At 37.6% G+C, this 15891-nt stretch carries 15 protein-coding genes and 1 riboswitch; of the genes, 3 read left to right on the forward strand and 12 right to left on the reverse strand.

Annotated elements, in window-relative coordinates:
* Window positions 1-139 precede the first annotated feature (139 nt).
* From O3646_RS07235 to O3646_RS07245, 3 genes are all read left to right on the forward strand, one after another.
* The gene (locus O3646_RS07235) at window positions 140-652 is read left to right on the forward strand and encodes a helix-turn-helix domain-containing protein (protein ID WP_070464781.1); all 513 of its coding nucleotides are present in this window, start codon (window positions 140-142) and stop codon (window positions 650-652) included.
* Between the two features lie 201 nt (window positions 653-853).
* Entirely contained in the window at window positions 854-1819 is a 966-nt protein-coding gene (locus O3646_RS07240; RefSeq protein ID WP_070464784.1) for an Abi family protein, read from the forward strand.
* A gap of 351 nt (window positions 1820-2170) precedes the next feature.
* Window positions 2171-3334, forward strand: coding sequence for a site-specific integrase (locus O3646_RS07245; protein WP_070464786.1), 1164 nt, complete (start codon window positions 2171-2173; stop codon window positions 3332-3334).
* A gap of 162 nt (window positions 3335-3496) precedes the next feature.
* On the opposite strand, the gene rpsD is transcribed toward O3646_RS07245, so the two are convergent.
* From rpsD to O3646_RS07305, 12 genes are all read right to left on the reverse strand, one after another.
* Window positions 3497-4108: a 30S ribosomal protein S4 gene (gene rpsD, locus O3646_RS07250; protein ID WP_003002210.1), complete on the reverse strand. Its 612-nt coding sequence runs from the start codon at window positions 4106-4108 to the stop codon at window positions 3497-3499.
* Window positions 4109-4313: 205 nt separating this feature from the next.
* Window positions 4314-5045 carry an ABC transporter ATP-binding protein gene (locus O3646_RS07255; RefSeq protein WP_024056481.1) on the reverse strand — a complete coding sequence of 244 codons (732 nt, stop codon included), beginning with the start codon at window positions 5043-5045 and terminating at the stop codon, window positions 4314-4316.
* Window positions 5038-6033 carry an ABC transporter substrate-binding protein gene (locus O3646_RS07260; protein WP_371605571.1) on the reverse strand — a complete coding sequence of 332 codons (996 nt, stop codon included), beginning with the start codon at window positions 6031-6033 and terminating at the stop codon, window positions 5038-5040. Before O3646_RS07260 ends, O3646_RS07255 begins: the two co-directional genes overlap by 8 nt.
* 57 nt (window positions 6034-6090) lie before the next feature.
* The gene (locus O3646_RS07265; protein ID WP_049516089.1) at window positions 6091-6849 is read right to left on the reverse strand and encodes an ABC transporter permease; all 759 of its coding nucleotides are present in this window, start codon (window positions 6847-6849) and stop codon (window positions 6091-6093) included.
* Window positions 6850-6923: 74 nt separating this feature from the next.
* Window positions 6924-7025, reverse strand: a riboswitch (TPP riboswitch).
* Between the two features lie 34 nt (window positions 7026-7059).
* On the reverse strand, window positions 7060-7332 hold the full coding sequence (locus O3646_RS07270) for a Veg family protein (RefSeq protein ID WP_003009183.1): 273 nt from the start codon (window positions 7330-7332) through the stop codon (window positions 7060-7062).
* A gap of 1 nt (window position 7333) precedes the next feature.
* The gene (gene dnaB / locus O3646_RS07275) at window positions 7334-8692 is read right to left on the reverse strand and encodes a replicative DNA helicase (protein WP_014714093.1); all 1359 of its coding nucleotides are present in this window, start codon (window positions 8690-8692) and stop codon (window positions 7334-7336) included.
* A 25-nt stretch (window positions 8693-8717) separates the two neighbouring features.
* Window positions 8718-9170: a 50S ribosomal protein L9 gene (rplI, locus tag O3646_RS07280; protein ID WP_003002156.1), complete on the reverse strand. Its 453-nt coding sequence runs from the start codon at window positions 9168-9170 to the stop codon at window positions 8718-8720.
* A 15-nt stretch (window positions 9171-9185) separates the two neighbouring features.
* Window positions 9186-11147, reverse strand: coding sequence for a DHH family phosphoesterase (locus O3646_RS07285; RefSeq protein ID WP_371605572.1), 1962 nt, complete (start codon window positions 11145-11147; stop codon window positions 9186-9188).
* Window positions 11148-11341: 194 nt separating this feature from the next.
* Window positions 11342-13252 (reverse strand): tRNA uridine-5-carboxymethylaminomethyl(34) synthesis enzyme MnmG, encoded by a 1911-nt coding sequence (gene mnmG / locus O3646_RS07290; protein ID WP_371610713.1) that lies wholly within the window; start codon window positions 13250-13252, stop codon window positions 11342-11344.
* Window positions 13253-13260: 8 nt separating this feature from the next.
* Window positions 13261-13716, reverse strand: a complete 456-nt coding sequence (locus O3646_RS07295; protein WP_155168208.1) for an NUDIX hydrolase — start codon at window positions 13714-13716, stop codon at window positions 13261-13263.
* A 136-nt stretch (window positions 13717-13852) separates the two neighbouring features.
* Window positions 13853-14974: a tRNA 2-thiouridine(34) synthase MnmA gene (gene mnmA, locus O3646_RS07300; RefSeq protein ID WP_368397799.1), complete on the reverse strand. Its 1122-nt coding sequence runs from the start codon at window positions 14972-14974 to the stop codon at window positions 13853-13855.
* 207 nt (window positions 14975-15181) lie between these two features.
* On the reverse strand, window positions 15182-15724 hold the full coding sequence (locus O3646_RS07305) for a LysM peptidoglycan-binding domain-containing protein (protein ID WP_070594287.1): 543 nt from the start codon (window positions 15722-15724) through the stop codon (window positions 15182-15184).
* Window positions 15725-15891 lie beyond the last annotated feature (167 nt).

Genomic DNA, 15891 nt, shown 5'->3' on the forward strand with positions numbered 1-15891 from the left:
ACTTTTATTTTCTAACATTTTTGTTAGCTTAACTGTAGTTTACTAAATAAAATGTTAGTTGTCAACTATTTTTTAACAAAAATGTTATTTTTTATATATTTTTTTATTTTTTGTGATATAATTCTACTGAGGTAATAAGATGAATAGATTAAAAGAACTAAGAAAAAAGAGCAAAACTACTCAAAAAGAAATAGCAAATCTTTTAGGAGTTTCAGAAATGACTATTTCCCGCTGGGAGAAGGAAACAGAACTCTCAATCAAGCATGAATACATAAATAAGTTATCCGATTATTTTAATGTAAGTGTGGGCTACTTGCTTGGTTATGAAGATAATAATTCCTTTGTATCAAGTGTTGTAAATGAACTAGATTTATTGGATCCAGATGATAACACTAGCAATTTAAACTCCGATCTCAAAAATAAAATTAACTTAGTAAAAAATCTTATAACTGAGGAACAATCAGATAGAGTAGAAGACTATAGAAAAACCATTATCAAAGATAGTTATAATTTATTAAAAGGGCTAGATTTAGATGATGTTTTAACAGTTGCTGGAATAATTGAAAGATTATACTTTAGTCAGTACTCTATAGAGGAAAATAAAAAACTAGAAGAATATCGAGATACATTAAGTAAGAGATTTAAGAAATAATCCCCTAAACCCATCAGCTTTTATTAGAATTTTTAATTTTAACTATAATAAATTAAAGAAAAATTCAATTATTTTGAACATTCTTGTTGACTAACATCAAAAATTATCTTACAATGAAGGTACTTAAGGAATTAGCGCCCGATAATTCTCAGTGAAACGGGAACGCGAAAATAGCACCTTCTTTTACGGAGGTGCTTTTTTTTGCCAAAACCTTTTAAAACTATTGCTGGACAGATCGAACTACTTCATAAACGAGGCCTTATAATTACAGATTATAAAAGAGCTAAAAAATATCTACTGACCAACAATTATTATAGTATTATCAATGGATATAGTAAGTATTTTGAACAATCTCCAAATAAGTATATTCCAGGTACGAACTTTTCAGAAATCACTTACAGTTATTTCTATGACAAAGAAATTAAGTATTCTTTTTTAAAAGCTATTTTAGAAGCAGAAAAACATATAAAATCAATAATGGCTTACGTATTTTCTGAAAGCTTCGCCTCTACTCCTTATTTTTACTTAGATTTAAAAAACTATAACCATTTGAAGAAAGATAATATTTCAACAATTAAATTTGTAATCCGACAAATGGTTAAAATAATTGATAAACATAAATCAAGCAGAACAACTAATCGTATTCAACATTACTTTAGTAAACATCTTGAAATACCCTTTTGGGTAATAATTGATTACCTGACATTTGGGGATATGCTAGCTCTCTTAAAAGTCCTCCCGAATTCTTTACAAGATAAGATTTCTAAAATGCTTTATAGTTTTATTTGTGAACATATTAAAATTAATAAACATTTTACTCGTGCTATGCTTATTACTTTTGTTGAGAATATTGGAGAAATTAGAAATGTATGCGCCCATGACAATAGACTATTTAGTTTCAAGTGTAGGAACAGTGTGAAATACTATCCAGATTTACATTCTAACTACGGTATCAGTAATTCATGTGCTAAAAGTAGCCCTTATCATGTTTTTATAGTTCTACAGTGCTTCTTAAGCTCCATTGAATACGCTAAATTACACAATACATTATTATCAAGATTTAAAACCTTTGAAAAACATCTTCATACTGTTCCTGTTGATTTGTTTTTATCTGAGTTAGGATTTCCTACAAACTGGCATAAAACAACTGCTAGATTACCTCAATAATTAAGCTAGATCTATTAAATAAAAAAACACCGTAAAAATACGGTGCAATTTATGGAGTTAAATATTCAACTCTATGAACAGTGTTAATGTACCAAAACGCAAATTATAGATATACACCAACACACCTGTAGTATATCATTGATTTGTTTTTCTAGCAATACTTATTTTAATCTTTGCAGTATAAAGCCAATCCCCCCTATTTAACGCCTTCTAATGTGCAGGGGGTAAACACCCCTTATACTGTTATCAAAATTGATTTATAGGCTATCTAGGGCTTAAAAACACGATTTTAAAATAGATTATTTTCTTTTCTCACCTATCCGCTTGCCTGTTGATGGAAAGGAAAGAAAAATGAATATCAAAACCGTAGTAAAAAAGAATGGCCAAACTGTTTACCGTGCTAGTGTTTATTTAGGTGTAGATCAGATGACGGGGAAAAAGGCCCGTACCACTGTAACGGCTAATACTAAAACGGCAGTTAAAATCAAGGCTAGGGAAGCTATTAATACCTTTGCCAACAATGGATATTGTGCTAAAAATAAACCAACGATCACTACTTATAGAGAGTTAGTTGCTCTATGGTGGGAGAGTTATAAAAATACAATCAAACCAAACTCCCAACAATCTATGGAGGGTATTGTAAGGCTTCATATTTTGCCCGTTTTTGGCGATTATAAACTAAATAGCCTAACCACCCCTATTATTCAACAACAAGTAAATAAATGGGCAGATAGAGCGAATAGAGGGGAGAAGGGAGCATACGCAAATTATAGTTTTCTAAACAATATTAACCGCCGTATACTTCAATATGGGGTTACTATGCAAGTGATCCAGCACAATCCAGCCCGTGATGTTATTATTCCACGTAAGCAACAAGCAAAAGAACAAAAGATTAGATTTTTTAGCAATCAAGAATTAAAGAAATTTCTAGCCTATCTTGATAGTATGGATCTAAATTTATATGAAAATCTTTTTGATTACGTTCTTTATAAAACTTTGCTGGCCAGTGGTTGCCGTATTGGAGAAGTTCTAGCCCTTGAATGGTCTGATATAAACCTCAAAACAGGTACTATCAGTATATCTAAGACTTTAAACAGATATCAAGAAACAAATACCCCTAAATCAAAAGCAGGCCTAAGAGATATTGAAATAGATCCAGCGACTATCTCACTTTTAAAACAGTATAAAAAGCGCCAACAAGTAGAATGTTGGAAGCTGGGAAGGTCTGAAAATATTGTGTTCACACCTTTTACTACTAAATACGCTTACGCTTGCTTATTGAGAAAAAGACTACAGGGGCATTTTAAGAGTGCTGGGGTACCCGATATAAGTTTTCATGGTTTTCGTCATACCCATGCTACTATTATGCTTTACGCTGGAATAGAGGCTAAAGATCTGCAATATAGACTAGGCCACTCTAATATAACAATGACATTAAATACATACGTCCACGCTACAAAAGAAGGCGCAAAAAAAGCCGTCTCAATATTTGAAACGGCAATCAGCAATTTATAAATACAGTAAAATACAGGGTGAACCTGAAAAGGTACACCCTCTTACTATACAAAAATTAGTCATAGGTAACTAAAAGGGTAGTAAAAAGAAGAAAGCACTCTAGGAAAAATACCTAAAGTGCTTTGTTTAAAGGCTTTCCAGCCTATCATAGTTAAAAAGATATTACAACATTTTGTTGTAGAATTCAACGACAAGTGCTTCGTTGATTTCTGGGTTGATTTCATCGCGTTCTGGAAGGCGAGTCAATGAACCTTCCAATTTGTCAGCATCGAATGATACGAATGCTGGACGTCCAACTGTAGCTTCAACAGCTTCAAGGATAGCTGGAACCTTAGCTGATTTTTCGCGAACTGAGATCACTTGACCTGGAGTTACGCGGTATGAAGGGATATCAACGCGTTTTCCGTCAACAAGGATGTGACCGTGGTTAACGAATTGACGAGCTTGACGACGAGTAGTCGCAAGTCCAAGACGGTAAACAACGTTATCCAAACGACGTTCCAAAAGAAGCATGAAGTTGAAACCGACAGTTCCTTCTTTAACTTTAGTAGCTTGTACGAACAAGTTACGGAATTGTTTTTCACCAAGTCCGTAAGAGAAACGAAGTTTTTGTTTTTCAGCTAATTGCAAACCGTATTCTGACAATTTTGAACGGTTGTTTGGTCCGTGTTGACCTGGTACGTAGTTACGACGTGCCAATTCTTTACCTGTACCTGTAAGTGACAAGCCAAGACGGCGAGATTGTTTCCAAGATGGTCCTGTATAACGTGACATTTGAAATGTCCTCCTATAAAAATAATTTTTGTAGGAAATAACGTTTTAGACAAACCTGATTCGTTCAGAAAGCCTTCGCCCAAACAGCAAAGGTTACTTTTCTAGCTGACTTCCTGTTGACGAGCTTCATTTTGTCCTGCTGTCATTTCGCACAAACTCTATTCTATCACGGAATAGAAACTTTGTAAAGTCCTTCAAAACAATTTCAATGAAATTCAGACAATAATTCTATGATTCGTTTTTTATATTGCAATTGTTGCCAGTCTCTATCCGTTGCTGGATCCCATTTTAAAGGAAGATCTGCAATAATTTCACCGGGATTATGATTCAAGATATAGATCCGGTCACTCAATGTCAAAGCTTCTTCGATACTATGAGTGATCACTAGAGTGGTGAGACCAAGACGTTCCTTGCTTTCTAGATACCAGTGATAAAGATCCTGCCTTGTCAATTCATCTAAGGCACTAAAAGCTTCATCTAATAGGAAGACAGAATGACCCAATAGATAAGTCCTTAATAGCGCCACCCGTTGCCGCATCCCCCCACTCAGCGCATTAGGATAAAGGTTGGCGATACTTCCCAATTTAAATTCATCTAACAATTTTAGAGCTGTAGATGTTGCCTCTTCCTTAGGAATCTTTTTTAATTGAAGGGGAAGAATAATATTTCCCAATACTGTCTTATGTTCTAACAAAAGATCCTTTTGTAGCATATAGCTGACTTTTCCAAAGGAGATCGGGGCATCATCTACTTCTATAGCGCCCTTTTGTAAGGGAAGGATCCCAGCAATTAAATTAAACAAGGTTGATTTCCCTACCCCACTTGGACCTAGAATAGAGACGATTTCTCCTTTTTGCACTTCTAGTGATACATTGTTTAAAACTGCTTTATCTCCAAAAGAGAAACTTACATCTTTTACGGTTAAAATATCAGTCACCTACCAATTCATTTGTGAAACCTTTGTCTTCTAAGTCATTTGAAACCAATCCTTGCTCTTTTGCCCAAGCATAAAAAGCATTCCAACGTTTGGAGTCAAACTGTCCCCATTTATCCTTGTCTGAAGCATATTGACTGGAAAGATATTTTTGAGAAGCTAGTACAAAATCACGCTGGTTAGCCAAAGCAGGGGCCTGTTTAATCAAGATATCTGCTGCTTCTTCTGGATGCTCTATAGCATATTGGTAGCCTTTTTTCACCGCTTGAATGAATTTTTTTGCTTCCTCTTTATGAGATTTCAAATAGTCATTGTTAGCAATAATAACAGGCGAATAGTAGTCAAATGCAGGAACAAAATCTTTCATATAGAAGAAATTGGTTTTCATTCCCTTTTGCTCAGCCAAAATTCCATCCCAACCGTGATAAATCCAAGCAACATCAAAGACCTTATTTTCAATCGGAGTAATGGAATTTGAATCACTATTTGGAACCAATTTTACTTGATTAAAATCAGCCCCTTCTTTTTTCATCATCGATTTGATCATTTCCAACTCAATCGGATCATTCCAGGTACCATACTTCTTACCAACCAAATCTTTTGGACTTGTGATCGCTGCATCTTTTCTTGAAATAATCCCTGACGTATTGTGTTCGACAATAGCTGCAATAGCGGTAATACCCGCACCTTTATCCAATTTCTTGGCCATAGAATCTTGGAAATAAATACCAAATGGAGCTTTCCCATTGATAATCAAATCAGAACTACTGTCTTCCGGAGGAAGTTTTATATCTACATCCAGTCCTGCATCTTTAAAGTACCCTTTTTCCTTTGCTACATAGAGACCCGTGTGATTGGTATTCGGGGTCCAATCTAGAATAAAATCAATCTTTTTCAAACCACTTGACGATTGCTTGACAGAATTTTGACAAGCACTCAAGAAAACAAATCCCAATATTATTGAGAAAAATAAACCTATTGACTTTTTCATTAGCTATACCTCTTTTACATTTTTGTCAATTTAATTTTTACACCATTTACAAGTTTGTCAATCCTTTTTCCATTTTAGAATGGTTCGTTCTAATTGGTCAACGAGAAACATACCGAGTAAACTAATAGCAGAAATCAATACAATGATCGCAAACATCGTATCATACTGAAATAACTTCTTCGATTGGATCATATAGACCCCCAATCCATCAAAACCTCCTAACCATTCTGAAACTACCGTACTGATAAAAGCATAGGAAACGCTCACACGTAAACCTGCGAAAAAATAAGGAAGCGCTGCAGGAATTTTATAATGGACTAAAGTCTGAAAGCGATTGGCTTGCATAATCTGAAACAATCTCAGAATATCTTGATCGCAATGCCGAAAACCATCTAACAGACTGACTACGATGGGAAATACAACCGTAATAATGATCAAAACCAGTTTTGGAAGCATACCATAACCAAACCAAAGAACCAGGATAGGGGCCAAGGCAATCGTCGGAATGGTTTGAATAACAACCATAAAAGGATAGACCAGATCATTCACCCATTGAAAACTATCCATGAGAATCGCAAAGCCAGCAGCAAGAAGAACCCCTATAACAAGTCCGATCAAGGCCACTTGAAGGGTAGACAAACTGTGATGAATCAGGAGAGCTCGATCTCGTACAAAGGCATTCCCAATTTCAAGTGGCGTTGGTAATACAAATTTGGGGAGGATATTTAACAATCCTGCTAACTGCCATAAGACAAGAAGGCTGCTAAAACCTGCAAATCCTATCAACTGTTTTGAATATCTTTTTACAAGAGACATCGTAACCTCCTTTCTCACAAATAAAAAACGCCTCCAAAATAGGAGACGGATTGCACAAGGTCACTCATAACGAAAAATACATTTCATTTGTTTCCTACGCTGGCATTACCCAGATCAGGTGCGGTCGAAGCTTACACTTCCTCTCAGACTGTACACAGACTCCCATATGTATTTATTATAATAACTGATTTAGACGATAAAAGCAAGAAATTAATCCAAATAACGAATTAAATTTTTCTCTGTTAAAATATCTGAATAGGTGTAAGACTCCACGTATGTATTGGCCGGTTCACCTGGTAAGCTATTGTCGTTCGTATACTCGATAATAAATAAAGAAGGATAGACCTCAATCAAGCGTCCAAATTTATTTTTTTGACGTTTCCGTCCATTTTCAAGCGTCATTTCAACCACTTGTCCTTCATGGGCCTTGATTTCTTCTTTAATTTTTTTCATTTTTGCAACATCTGTAAATGCATCACTCATCTTATTGATCCTCTCTCTTTGAAATGCTTGAGAATTTATTGTATTCCTTTTGGAATATTAATTCGACTGTCCCACGCGCACCTGAACGGTTTTTCTCTATAATCACTTCAACCGTATTATTGGGCATTCCATCTTCTTCCTCTTCACCAGCTCGATCATAATAATCATCACGGTACAAGAAAGCAACAATATCCGCATCCTGCTCAATCGATCCAGATTCACGAATATCAGAAAGAACAGGACGTTTGTCTTGGCGCTGTTCCACACCACGTGATAGCTGACTCAAAGCAATAACGGGAACTTTTAGTTCCTTAGCCAAAATCTTTAACTGACGAGAAATTTCTGAAACTTCCTGTTGACGGTTTTCTCTTCCAGTCCCTGTAATCAGCTGCAGGTAGTCAATCAGAATAAGACCGAGATTCCCTGTTTCCTGCGCTAATTTTCTTGCTCTCGAACGAATCTCAGTGATCCGAATTCCCGGAGTATCATCGATGTAAATACTCGCATTGGCCAAATTTCCTTGAGCAATGGCATATTTCCGCCACTCTTCATCCGTCAATTGACCTGTACGAATCGAATGGGATTCAATCAAACCTTCAGCTGCTAACATCCGGTCAACCAAACTTTCAGCGCCCATTTCTAATGAGAAAATAGCCACTGTCTTATCCAACTTTGTCCCGATATTTTGAGCAATATTTAGAGCAAAGGCTGTTTTCCCTACTGCAGGACGAGCCGCTAAAATAATCAACTCTTCCTCATGTAGCCCTGTCGTCATATGGTCCAAATCGCGATAGCCTGTCGCAATACCCGTAATATCAGAGGTTTGAAGCGAGCGGGCTTCCAAGCTACCAAAATTTATATTCAAGATGTCTCGAATATTTTTAAATCCACTACGATTTGCGTTTTCACTAACATCAATCAGAGCTTTTTCAGCACCCGCAATGATTTCATCTGAAGGACTTGCACCATCATAAGCTTGATTAATACTTTCCGTTAATCGAGAGATCAATCGACGTAAGACAGCTTTTTCGGCAACAATTTTCGCGTAATACTCCGCGTTAGCTGAAGTTGGTACCGAATTAATGACTTCTACCAAATAGGAGAGACCACCAATATTTTGGAGATCCCCCTGACTATCTAAAATATTTCGAACAGTCGTCGCATCAATCGCATCCCCGCGGTCAGCTAGATCGATCATGGCTTTAAAAATCAAACGGTGCGAGTACTTAAAGAAATCGCCAGGCTCGATATATTCACGAACAAAGACCAATTTCCCCTCATCAATAAAGATGGCTCCCAACACTGATTGCTCCGCTTGGATATCCTGAGGTTGTGTTCGTAATTCCTCTATCTCAGCCATAAAAAAACCTTTCTATCGATCGTGTTTACCCTTCGTTTACACGAATATTAATCACACCTGTAACATCTTGATAAATTTTTACAGGGACGTCAATCAAACCTGTTGAACGAATTGGAGAGGAAACTTGGATATGACGTTTATCAATTTTAATGCCAAATTGTTTCTCAAGCTCTTCTGCAATCTTTTTATTGGTAATAGAGCCGAAAGTACGGCCATCTGGCCCAATTTTTTCCGTGAATTGAACAACAGTTGCTTCTTCTTCTAATTTTGCTTTAATCTTTTGCGCTTCTGCTAACAATTCAGCATGCGCTTTTTCTTCTGACTTTTGCTTTCCACGAAGTTCACCGATTGCTTGGGCATTGGCTTCTTTCGCAAGATTTTTCTTGATCAAAAAGTTTTGTGCATAACCAGTAGGCACTTCTTTAATTTCGCCTTTTTTACCTTTACCTTTTACATCCGCTAAGAAAATAACTTTCATTCTACATTCTCCTTTTCATATAGTTACTTCGTTTTCAATCGTCTCAATCAGTTGTTGACGAATACTCATCAAATCTTGACCCTCAATTTGAGAAGCTGCCGAATTGAAATGACCTCCTCCGCCAAGCTGTTCCATGATACGCTGTACATTGACTTTGCTTCGACTTCGTGCAGAAATAGAGACAGTCCCACTTTGATTACAAGCAATGACAAAGGTTGCTTCCACCTCAGACATGGCTAGCATACTATCAGCTGCTTTACTAATAGTTACTGAATCATAGGCTTTAGTCGTATTGGCACAAGCTACGATGATATGTGGCAAAATCTTTTCACCAGTCAAGATCAGTTCGTTCACTTCACGATACTCATCAAACTGAATCGCAGAGATCTCCTGGATGGCTACACTATCACTACCTCTTGAGCGAAGGTAACTCGCCACATCAAAGGTCCGACTTGTAACACGTGCGGAGAAGTTCTTAGTATCCAGCATGATCCCAGCCATCAAGACACTAGCTTGAATCTTCGTCAACCGATTTTTCTTCGACTTCTGGAACTGAATCAGTTCACTAACCAATTCGCTCGCGCTACTTGCTCCACTTTCAATATAGGTGATCAGAACATTTTCAGGGAAATCATCATCCCGACGGTGATGGTCAATGACAATAATCTGTTGAAATTTCTGATAAAATTCTTTAGAAAGGGTCAAAGCTGTCTTAGAATGGTCAACCATAATTAACAAAGAGCGATCCGTCACCATTTGCATGGCTTCCTCTAGGGGAAGGATTTTCGTTACCTGCTCTTCTTCTAGTTTCGCAATTGCTCTTGAAATATCACTAGCCATTGCATGCGGGTCATAGACCACATAAGAGGAAGCCAAAATATTGCTAGAGAAAAACTGCATTCCCACAGACGCTCCTAAAGCGTCCATATCCAAGTTTCTATGCCCAACAATGAAAACTTGATCAACGGATTTAACCTTATCCGAAATAGCTGTCATCATAGCGCGTGTGCGAGTCCGAGTCCGCTTCACAGCCGAAGCTGTTCCCCCACCAAAGAAAATAGGGTTTTTCTGTTCATCATTTTCTTTGACAACCGCTTGATCCCCACCACGAACTTCCGCAAGGTTTAGGTTCAAGAGAGCCACTTTACCAATCTCATCATGCTCCCCGTCACCATACGAGAATCCCATACTTAAGGTAATAGGTAGCTCACGATTTTTAGCTTCCTCACGGAATTGATCGATGACAGAAAATTTTGATTCCATCAACTGTTCTAAGACCGTGTAGTCTGTAAACAAATAGAAACGATCCATCCCCACACGTCTGTAAAACATATGGTAATGAGCTGTAAACTCTTCTACAAAGTTGGCAATAAAACTATTGATATTGCTAATATCAGAGTCTGAAATGACATCTTCTAGATCATCATAGTTATCAACAGAAATAATACCGATAACGGGACGAGTTGTCACCAATCCCACAGTTGCTTCATACTCACTTGAAACATCAAAAAAGTAAACAACACTAGACGTCTGATCAAAGTAAACAGAATATTTCTTATCGGCTACAGTGACATAATGACCTTTATCCTCAAACAGAGTATTGAGTAACTTTTTCAAGGATTCAACATCAAAGTCCCCATCATCTGTTGAAAAAATCAATTCAGCATAAGGGTTGAACCACTCTACTTCATTTGACTCTTCATTAATTTTGATAACTCCAACAGGCATTTTATCAAGGAGGGATGCTAATCCGCTTTCTGCCTGATGGTTAACATATTGTATTTGTTCTAATTCATCTAACTCTGAAATTTGTAACTGGTATTCAAATAAAGCAATCAATCCAGCTAAGACTAAAAAAATTGCAATGAGAGTTACATAGCCTTTGCCAAAGATTCTTAAAAAAATTGCTAAAATTGCAAATGAAATAAAACCAATTAACACATAATGGATGAACGATAAACGAAATTTTTTCATCATAAACCTCTTCTCGGAATTATACCATAAATAGAGGTAAAAAGCGAGGTTTCTCTCTATATTACAGAGAAGATCGACCTGTAAAAGCTCTTCCTCGGCTTCACTACTTTGTAAACAACGTTTACAACTGTGTAAACAGCAACAACAGATTTCAATCCATAAAATTGAGGCTGAAACATCATCTCAGCCTCATTTGATTAGTGGTTTGCTTTGTTTTTGGAGATACTCCGAGATTTACCTTCCAAGTAAACCATTAAAATAGAGATATCCGCTGGATTGACACCTGAGATACGACTTGCTTGACCAATCGTTTCTGGATTAATTAATTTAAATTTTTGACGCGCTTCGGTTGCGATGGAGTCAATATCATCCCAGTCAATATTGGCAGGAATTCGTTTTTCTTCCATACGCTTCATTTTTTCGACTTGGTCCATTGCTTTTGAAATATAGCCTTCGTATTTAATTTCAGTTTCAATCAATTCAATGATTTTATCATCCAGTTCTTCAGCTGCAGGACCGATAAATTCTACCACATCTTGGTAAGAGACTTCTGGTCGTCGCAAGAATTCTTTAGCAGTGACAGCATCTGTCAATGGTTTAAAGCCCATTGCAGCAACCTTCTCATTGGTTTCCTTTACAGGCTTTAACTTAATGCTATCCAAACGCTTCATCTCGTTTTCAAACTGATACTTCTTGGTTTCGAAACGTTGCCAACGTTCATCATCTACCAATCCAATTGCTCGTCCCATTTCTGTCAAGCGCATATCGGCATTATCATGACGCAAAATCAAACGGTATTCTGCACGGCTTGTTAACAAACGGTACGGTTCGATCGTTCCCTTTGTTACCAAATCATCGATCATGACCCCAATATAACCATCACTGCGTTTCAAAATGAGTTCTGGTTTTCCTTGGATTTTTAGAGCCGCATTGATCCCTGCAATAATCCCTTGACCAGCGGCCTCCTCATAGCCAGACGTTCCATTGGTTTGGCCAGCTGTAAAGAGACCTGAAATTTTCTTGGTTTCCAAAGTTGCGCGCAATTGATGAGGCAAAACCATATCATACTCAATTGCATAACCCGTTCGCATCATTTCTGACTTCTCAAGTCCCTTAATAGAATGGACGAGATCCCGTTGAACATCCTCTGGTAAACTCGTTGACAGCCCTTGAACATAGACTTCTTCTGTATTTCGTCCCTCAGGTTCTAAAAATAGTTGATGACGCTCTTTGTCAGCAAAACGGACAATTTTATCCTCAATGGACGGACAATAGCGAGGACCCACTCCTTTTACAACCCCTGTAAACATAGGTGCACGGTGTAAATTATTTTGTATAATTTCATGGCTATGCCCATTCGTATAAGTCAACCAACAAGGAACCTGATCCTTTACATAATCTTCATCACGCGATGTATAAGAAAAATGATTTGGAGCTTCATCTCCAGGTTGAATTTCCGTTTCGTCATAATTAATTGACGATGCCTTTACACGAGGTGGCGTCCCTGTTTTGAAACGTCCAATTTCTAATCCTAGCTGTTTGAGATTATCGGCTAAATTGATAGAAGCTAGACTATGATTAGGTCCTGACGAATACTTGAGATCTCCAATGATAATTTCTCCGCGTAAAGCTGTCCCAGTAGTGACAATAACAGCCTTTGCCCCATACTCTTGGTGAGTCGCAGTCCTTACACCAACAACCTTACCATTCTCCACCAAAATCTCATCAATCATAGTTTGGCGAAGAGTTAAATTTTCTTGGTTTTCAACCGTTTTCCGCATTTCTTTTGAGTAAAGTTCCTTGTCTGCTTGAGCTCGAAGTGCACGAACCGCAGGACCTTTACCAGTATTGAGCATTTTCATTTGGATGTAGGTCTTGTCGATGTTTTTCGCCATTTCTCCACCGAGGGCATCGACTTCACGCACGACAATCCCCTTAGCAGAACCACCGATAGAGGGATTACAAGGCATAAAAGCCAGCATTTCAATGTTAATAGTCGCAAGTAAGACCTTACAACCCATACGGCTAGCAGCTAGAGAGGCTTCTACTCCCGCATGCCCCGCACCGATTACAATGATATCGTATTCTTCAATAAAATTATAAGTCATTTTTTCTCCTATTTTTCAAGATGGATGTGTCGTAATTTTCCGTCCCATTCTGGTAGGGCCGATTTTAAAAAAGCCGGTTTCAGGTCAACAGTATGTAAATCATCTAAAGCAATCCAACGACAAGGTAATTGCTTTGTATCTTCCTGCATGACCAAAGGTGCATCTTCCAGCAAGTCTACAAAATAATGAAATTCAATGTTATGGTAGTGGATTCCAGCTTGTTCAAAGTGATTTTCAACCACGAAAGCTAGTGGACCTGCTTTAGATGTAACACCAAGTTCCTCTTTGACTTCCCGAACTACAGCATCTTCTGTAGTTTCATTGACTTGAATAGCACCTCCGATTGTATAACAGCCGTCCTCATCTTCTATGACGAACAAGCGATTATCTTTTACAATCAAAGCAGTCGCTCTCACACCAAAAACAGTAGAACCTATTTTCGTCCGAAAATCCTGTTGCCTCATTTTACTTCCTTTCGAAATCACACAAAAATAGTCAAAACTCTGAGAAGTGCAGGACAAAAAAGCCTACAACATCCATGAGCTTTGACCATCATTTCTATTGCTTTTATTATTGTAGCAAATTGAGAAATTTTGTCAATTAAATATACTGACAAACTTTTCCATCCCGATAAGCATTGTCAATCAAGCCACCGCCTAGACACTCTTCACCGTCGTAAAAGACAACAGCTTGTCCTGGTGTAATGGCTCGTTGAGGTTCTGCGAAAATCACTTCTGCCTTGTCACCTTTAACGTGTACAGTCACCTTTGAGTCAGGCTGACGATAGCGGAACTTAGCTGTACACTCTAATGTAAACTCTTCTGGCATATCTCGTGTAAAGTGAACTTGACTAGCCTGTAAACTTGTTGACATCAATGCTTCATGATAGAAGCCTTGACCGACATAAAGAATATTTTGACTGAGGTCTTTCCCAACTACAAACCATGGAGCATTGTCTCCACCTTGTTGGCCACCAATTCCAAGTCCACCCCGTTGACCGATTGTGTAATACATCAAACCAGCATGTTCACCCATATCTCGTCCATCGATGGTCATCATTCGACCTGGTTGGGCAGGAAGGTAGTTCCCTAGAAATTCTTTGAAATTCTTTTCTCCGATAAAGCAAATCCCAGTTGAGTCTTTCTTTTTAGCTGTTGCTAATCCAGCTTCTTCAGCTAGACGACGAACCTCTGGCTTTTCCAAATGTCCCAATGGGAACATGGTTTTTTGAAGTTGTTCTTGTGACAGCTGGCTTAAGAAATAAGTTTGGTCCTTCCCGTTATCAACGCCGCGTAACATATGAACAATGCCATCTTCATCACGCGCCACACGCGCATAGTGCCCTGTCGCTACATAATCTGCACCGAGTGTCATCGCATAATCTAAAAAGGCCTTAAATTTGATTTCCTTATTACACATGACATCCGGATTTGGTGTTCGACCAGCTCGGTATTCGGCAAGGAAATATTCAAAGACACGATCCCAGTATTCTTTCTCAAAGTTGACAGAATAGTAAGGAATGCCAATTTGGTCTGCAACCGCTGCTACATCTTTGTAATCTTCTGTAGCTGTACATACGCCATTTTCGTCTGTGTCGTCCCAGTTTTTCATGAAGATGCCGATGACATCGTAACCCTGTTGCTTTAATAATAAAGCTGTTACAGATGAATCAACGCCACCACTCATACCGACAACAACACGTGTTTTTGAATTATCAGTCATAGATAACTCCTCCCATCTTTTCGTTTCTCACGATTGAAGGTCGTGGTTTGCTTCAACGATTGAAGGTCGTTTTGAGCAGTTACCATTTTAACACGCTTTATATTAGAAAACAAGCATCTTACTATTCTTTTTGTTGATCAGGATCAATGGGTTTACAAGTCTGTAAATTTAAAAAGAGTCCTATTCAAGAACTCTTTTTAAACGAATTTAATACCAGCCATTTGCCAACCAGAAATTTTTAGCTGCTGACCATGATCCATAACGGTTGACAACATATTGATTGGCTACTTTTTCTTGGTTTGCAGGTGATAAATCACCATTCAAATAAGTGATAGTCAATTGGTAACGACCATAATATTGGCCATTTTGTGCTGTATAACTACCACTTGACTCTTTTTGGGCAATCCATTCCTTAGCAGCTGCATCTTCCGCATTCAAACCATCTGAAGCAGAGACAGTAGTTGTTGCTTGTGTAGTATCAGCTTTACTAGCAGGAGCTTGCTCCGTAGTTTTCTGCGTTGTATTTGCATCTTCAATCTCAAGAACTTGACCAACTGAGATAAGGTTCACGTTACTAATCTTATTTTTCTTAGCAATTGCATCAACCGTTGTGTTCTTCTCTTTAGCAATAGCTGATAGAGTATCACCTGATTTTACAGTATAAGAATCTGCATTCGCTACAATTGGAAGGAAAAGTCCTGCAAGTAAACTAAGTCCAATAATTCGTTTCATCATTTGTTTTTTATTCATTATTATATACTCCTTTATTAGTATACCTCTATACTACACAAGAAATATTTCATATTTATTGAAATAATGTGTCAAATATTTCAGTCAGATGTTAGAAATACTAAAAATCCAGGATAATATAAATGCTTTAAGCTCCCTTTAAGATTTCTCAGATATTTCGGGAAAAA

This window comes from Streptococcus sp. 27098_8_148 (assembly GCF_041432105.1).
In the GTDB taxonomy this organism is placed as follows: Bacteria; Bacillota; Bacilli; order Lactobacillales; family Streptococcaceae; genus Streptococcus; species Streptococcus parasanguinis_AE.

Excerpts from the sequence above, each read along its gene's own strand:
- O3646_RS07285 (WP_371605572.1), bottom strand. The coding sequence starts at position 11,147 with ATGATGAAAAAATTTCGTTTATCGTTCATCCATTATGTGTTAATTGGT.
- mnmA (WP_368397799.1), bottom strand. The coding sequence starts at position 14,974 with ATGACTGATAATTCAAAAACACGTGTTGTTGTCGGTATGAGTGGTGGC.
- mnmG (WP_371610713.1), bottom strand. The coding sequence starts at position 13,252 with ATGACTTATAATTTTATTGAAGAATACGATATCATTGTAATCGGTGCG.
- O3646_RS07295 (WP_155168208.1), bottom strand. The coding sequence starts at position 13,716 with ATGAGGCAACAGGATTTTCGGACGAAAATAGGTTCTACTGTTTTTGGT.
- O3646_RS07265 (WP_049516089.1), bottom strand. The coding sequence starts at position 6,849 with ATGTCTCTTGTAAAAAGATATTCAAAACAGTTGATAGGATTTGCAGGT.
- rpsD (WP_003002210.1), bottom strand. The coding sequence starts at position 4,108 with ATGTCACGTTATACAGGACCATCTTGGAAACAATCTCGCCGTCTTGGC.
- O3646_RS07305 (WP_070594287.1), bottom strand. The coding sequence starts at position 15,724 with ATGAATAAAAAACAAATGATGAAACGAATTATTGGACTTAGTTTACTT.
- O3646_RS07245 (WP_070464786.1), top strand. The coding sequence starts at position 2,171 with ATGAATATCAAAACCGTAGTAAAAAAGAATGGCCAAACTGTTTACCGT.
- rplI (WP_003002156.1), bottom strand. The coding sequence starts at position 9,170 with ATGAAAGTTATTTTCTTAGCGGATGTAAAAGGTAAAGGTAAAAAAGGC.
- dnaB (WP_014714093.1), bottom strand. The coding sequence starts at position 8,692 with ATGGCTGAGATAGAGGAATTACGAACACAACCTCAGGATATCCAAGCG.
- O3646_RS07270 (WP_003009183.1), bottom strand. The coding sequence starts at position 7,332 with ATGAGTGATGCATTTACAGATGTTGCAAAAATGAAAAAAATTAAAGAA.
- O3646_RS07235 (WP_070464781.1), top strand. The coding sequence starts at position 140 with ATGAATAGATTAAAAGAACTAAGAAAAAAGAGCAAAACTACTCAAAAA.
- O3646_RS07260 (WP_371605571.1), bottom strand. The coding sequence starts at position 6,033 with ATGAAAAAGTCAATAGGTTTATTTTTCTCAATAATATTGGGATTTGTT.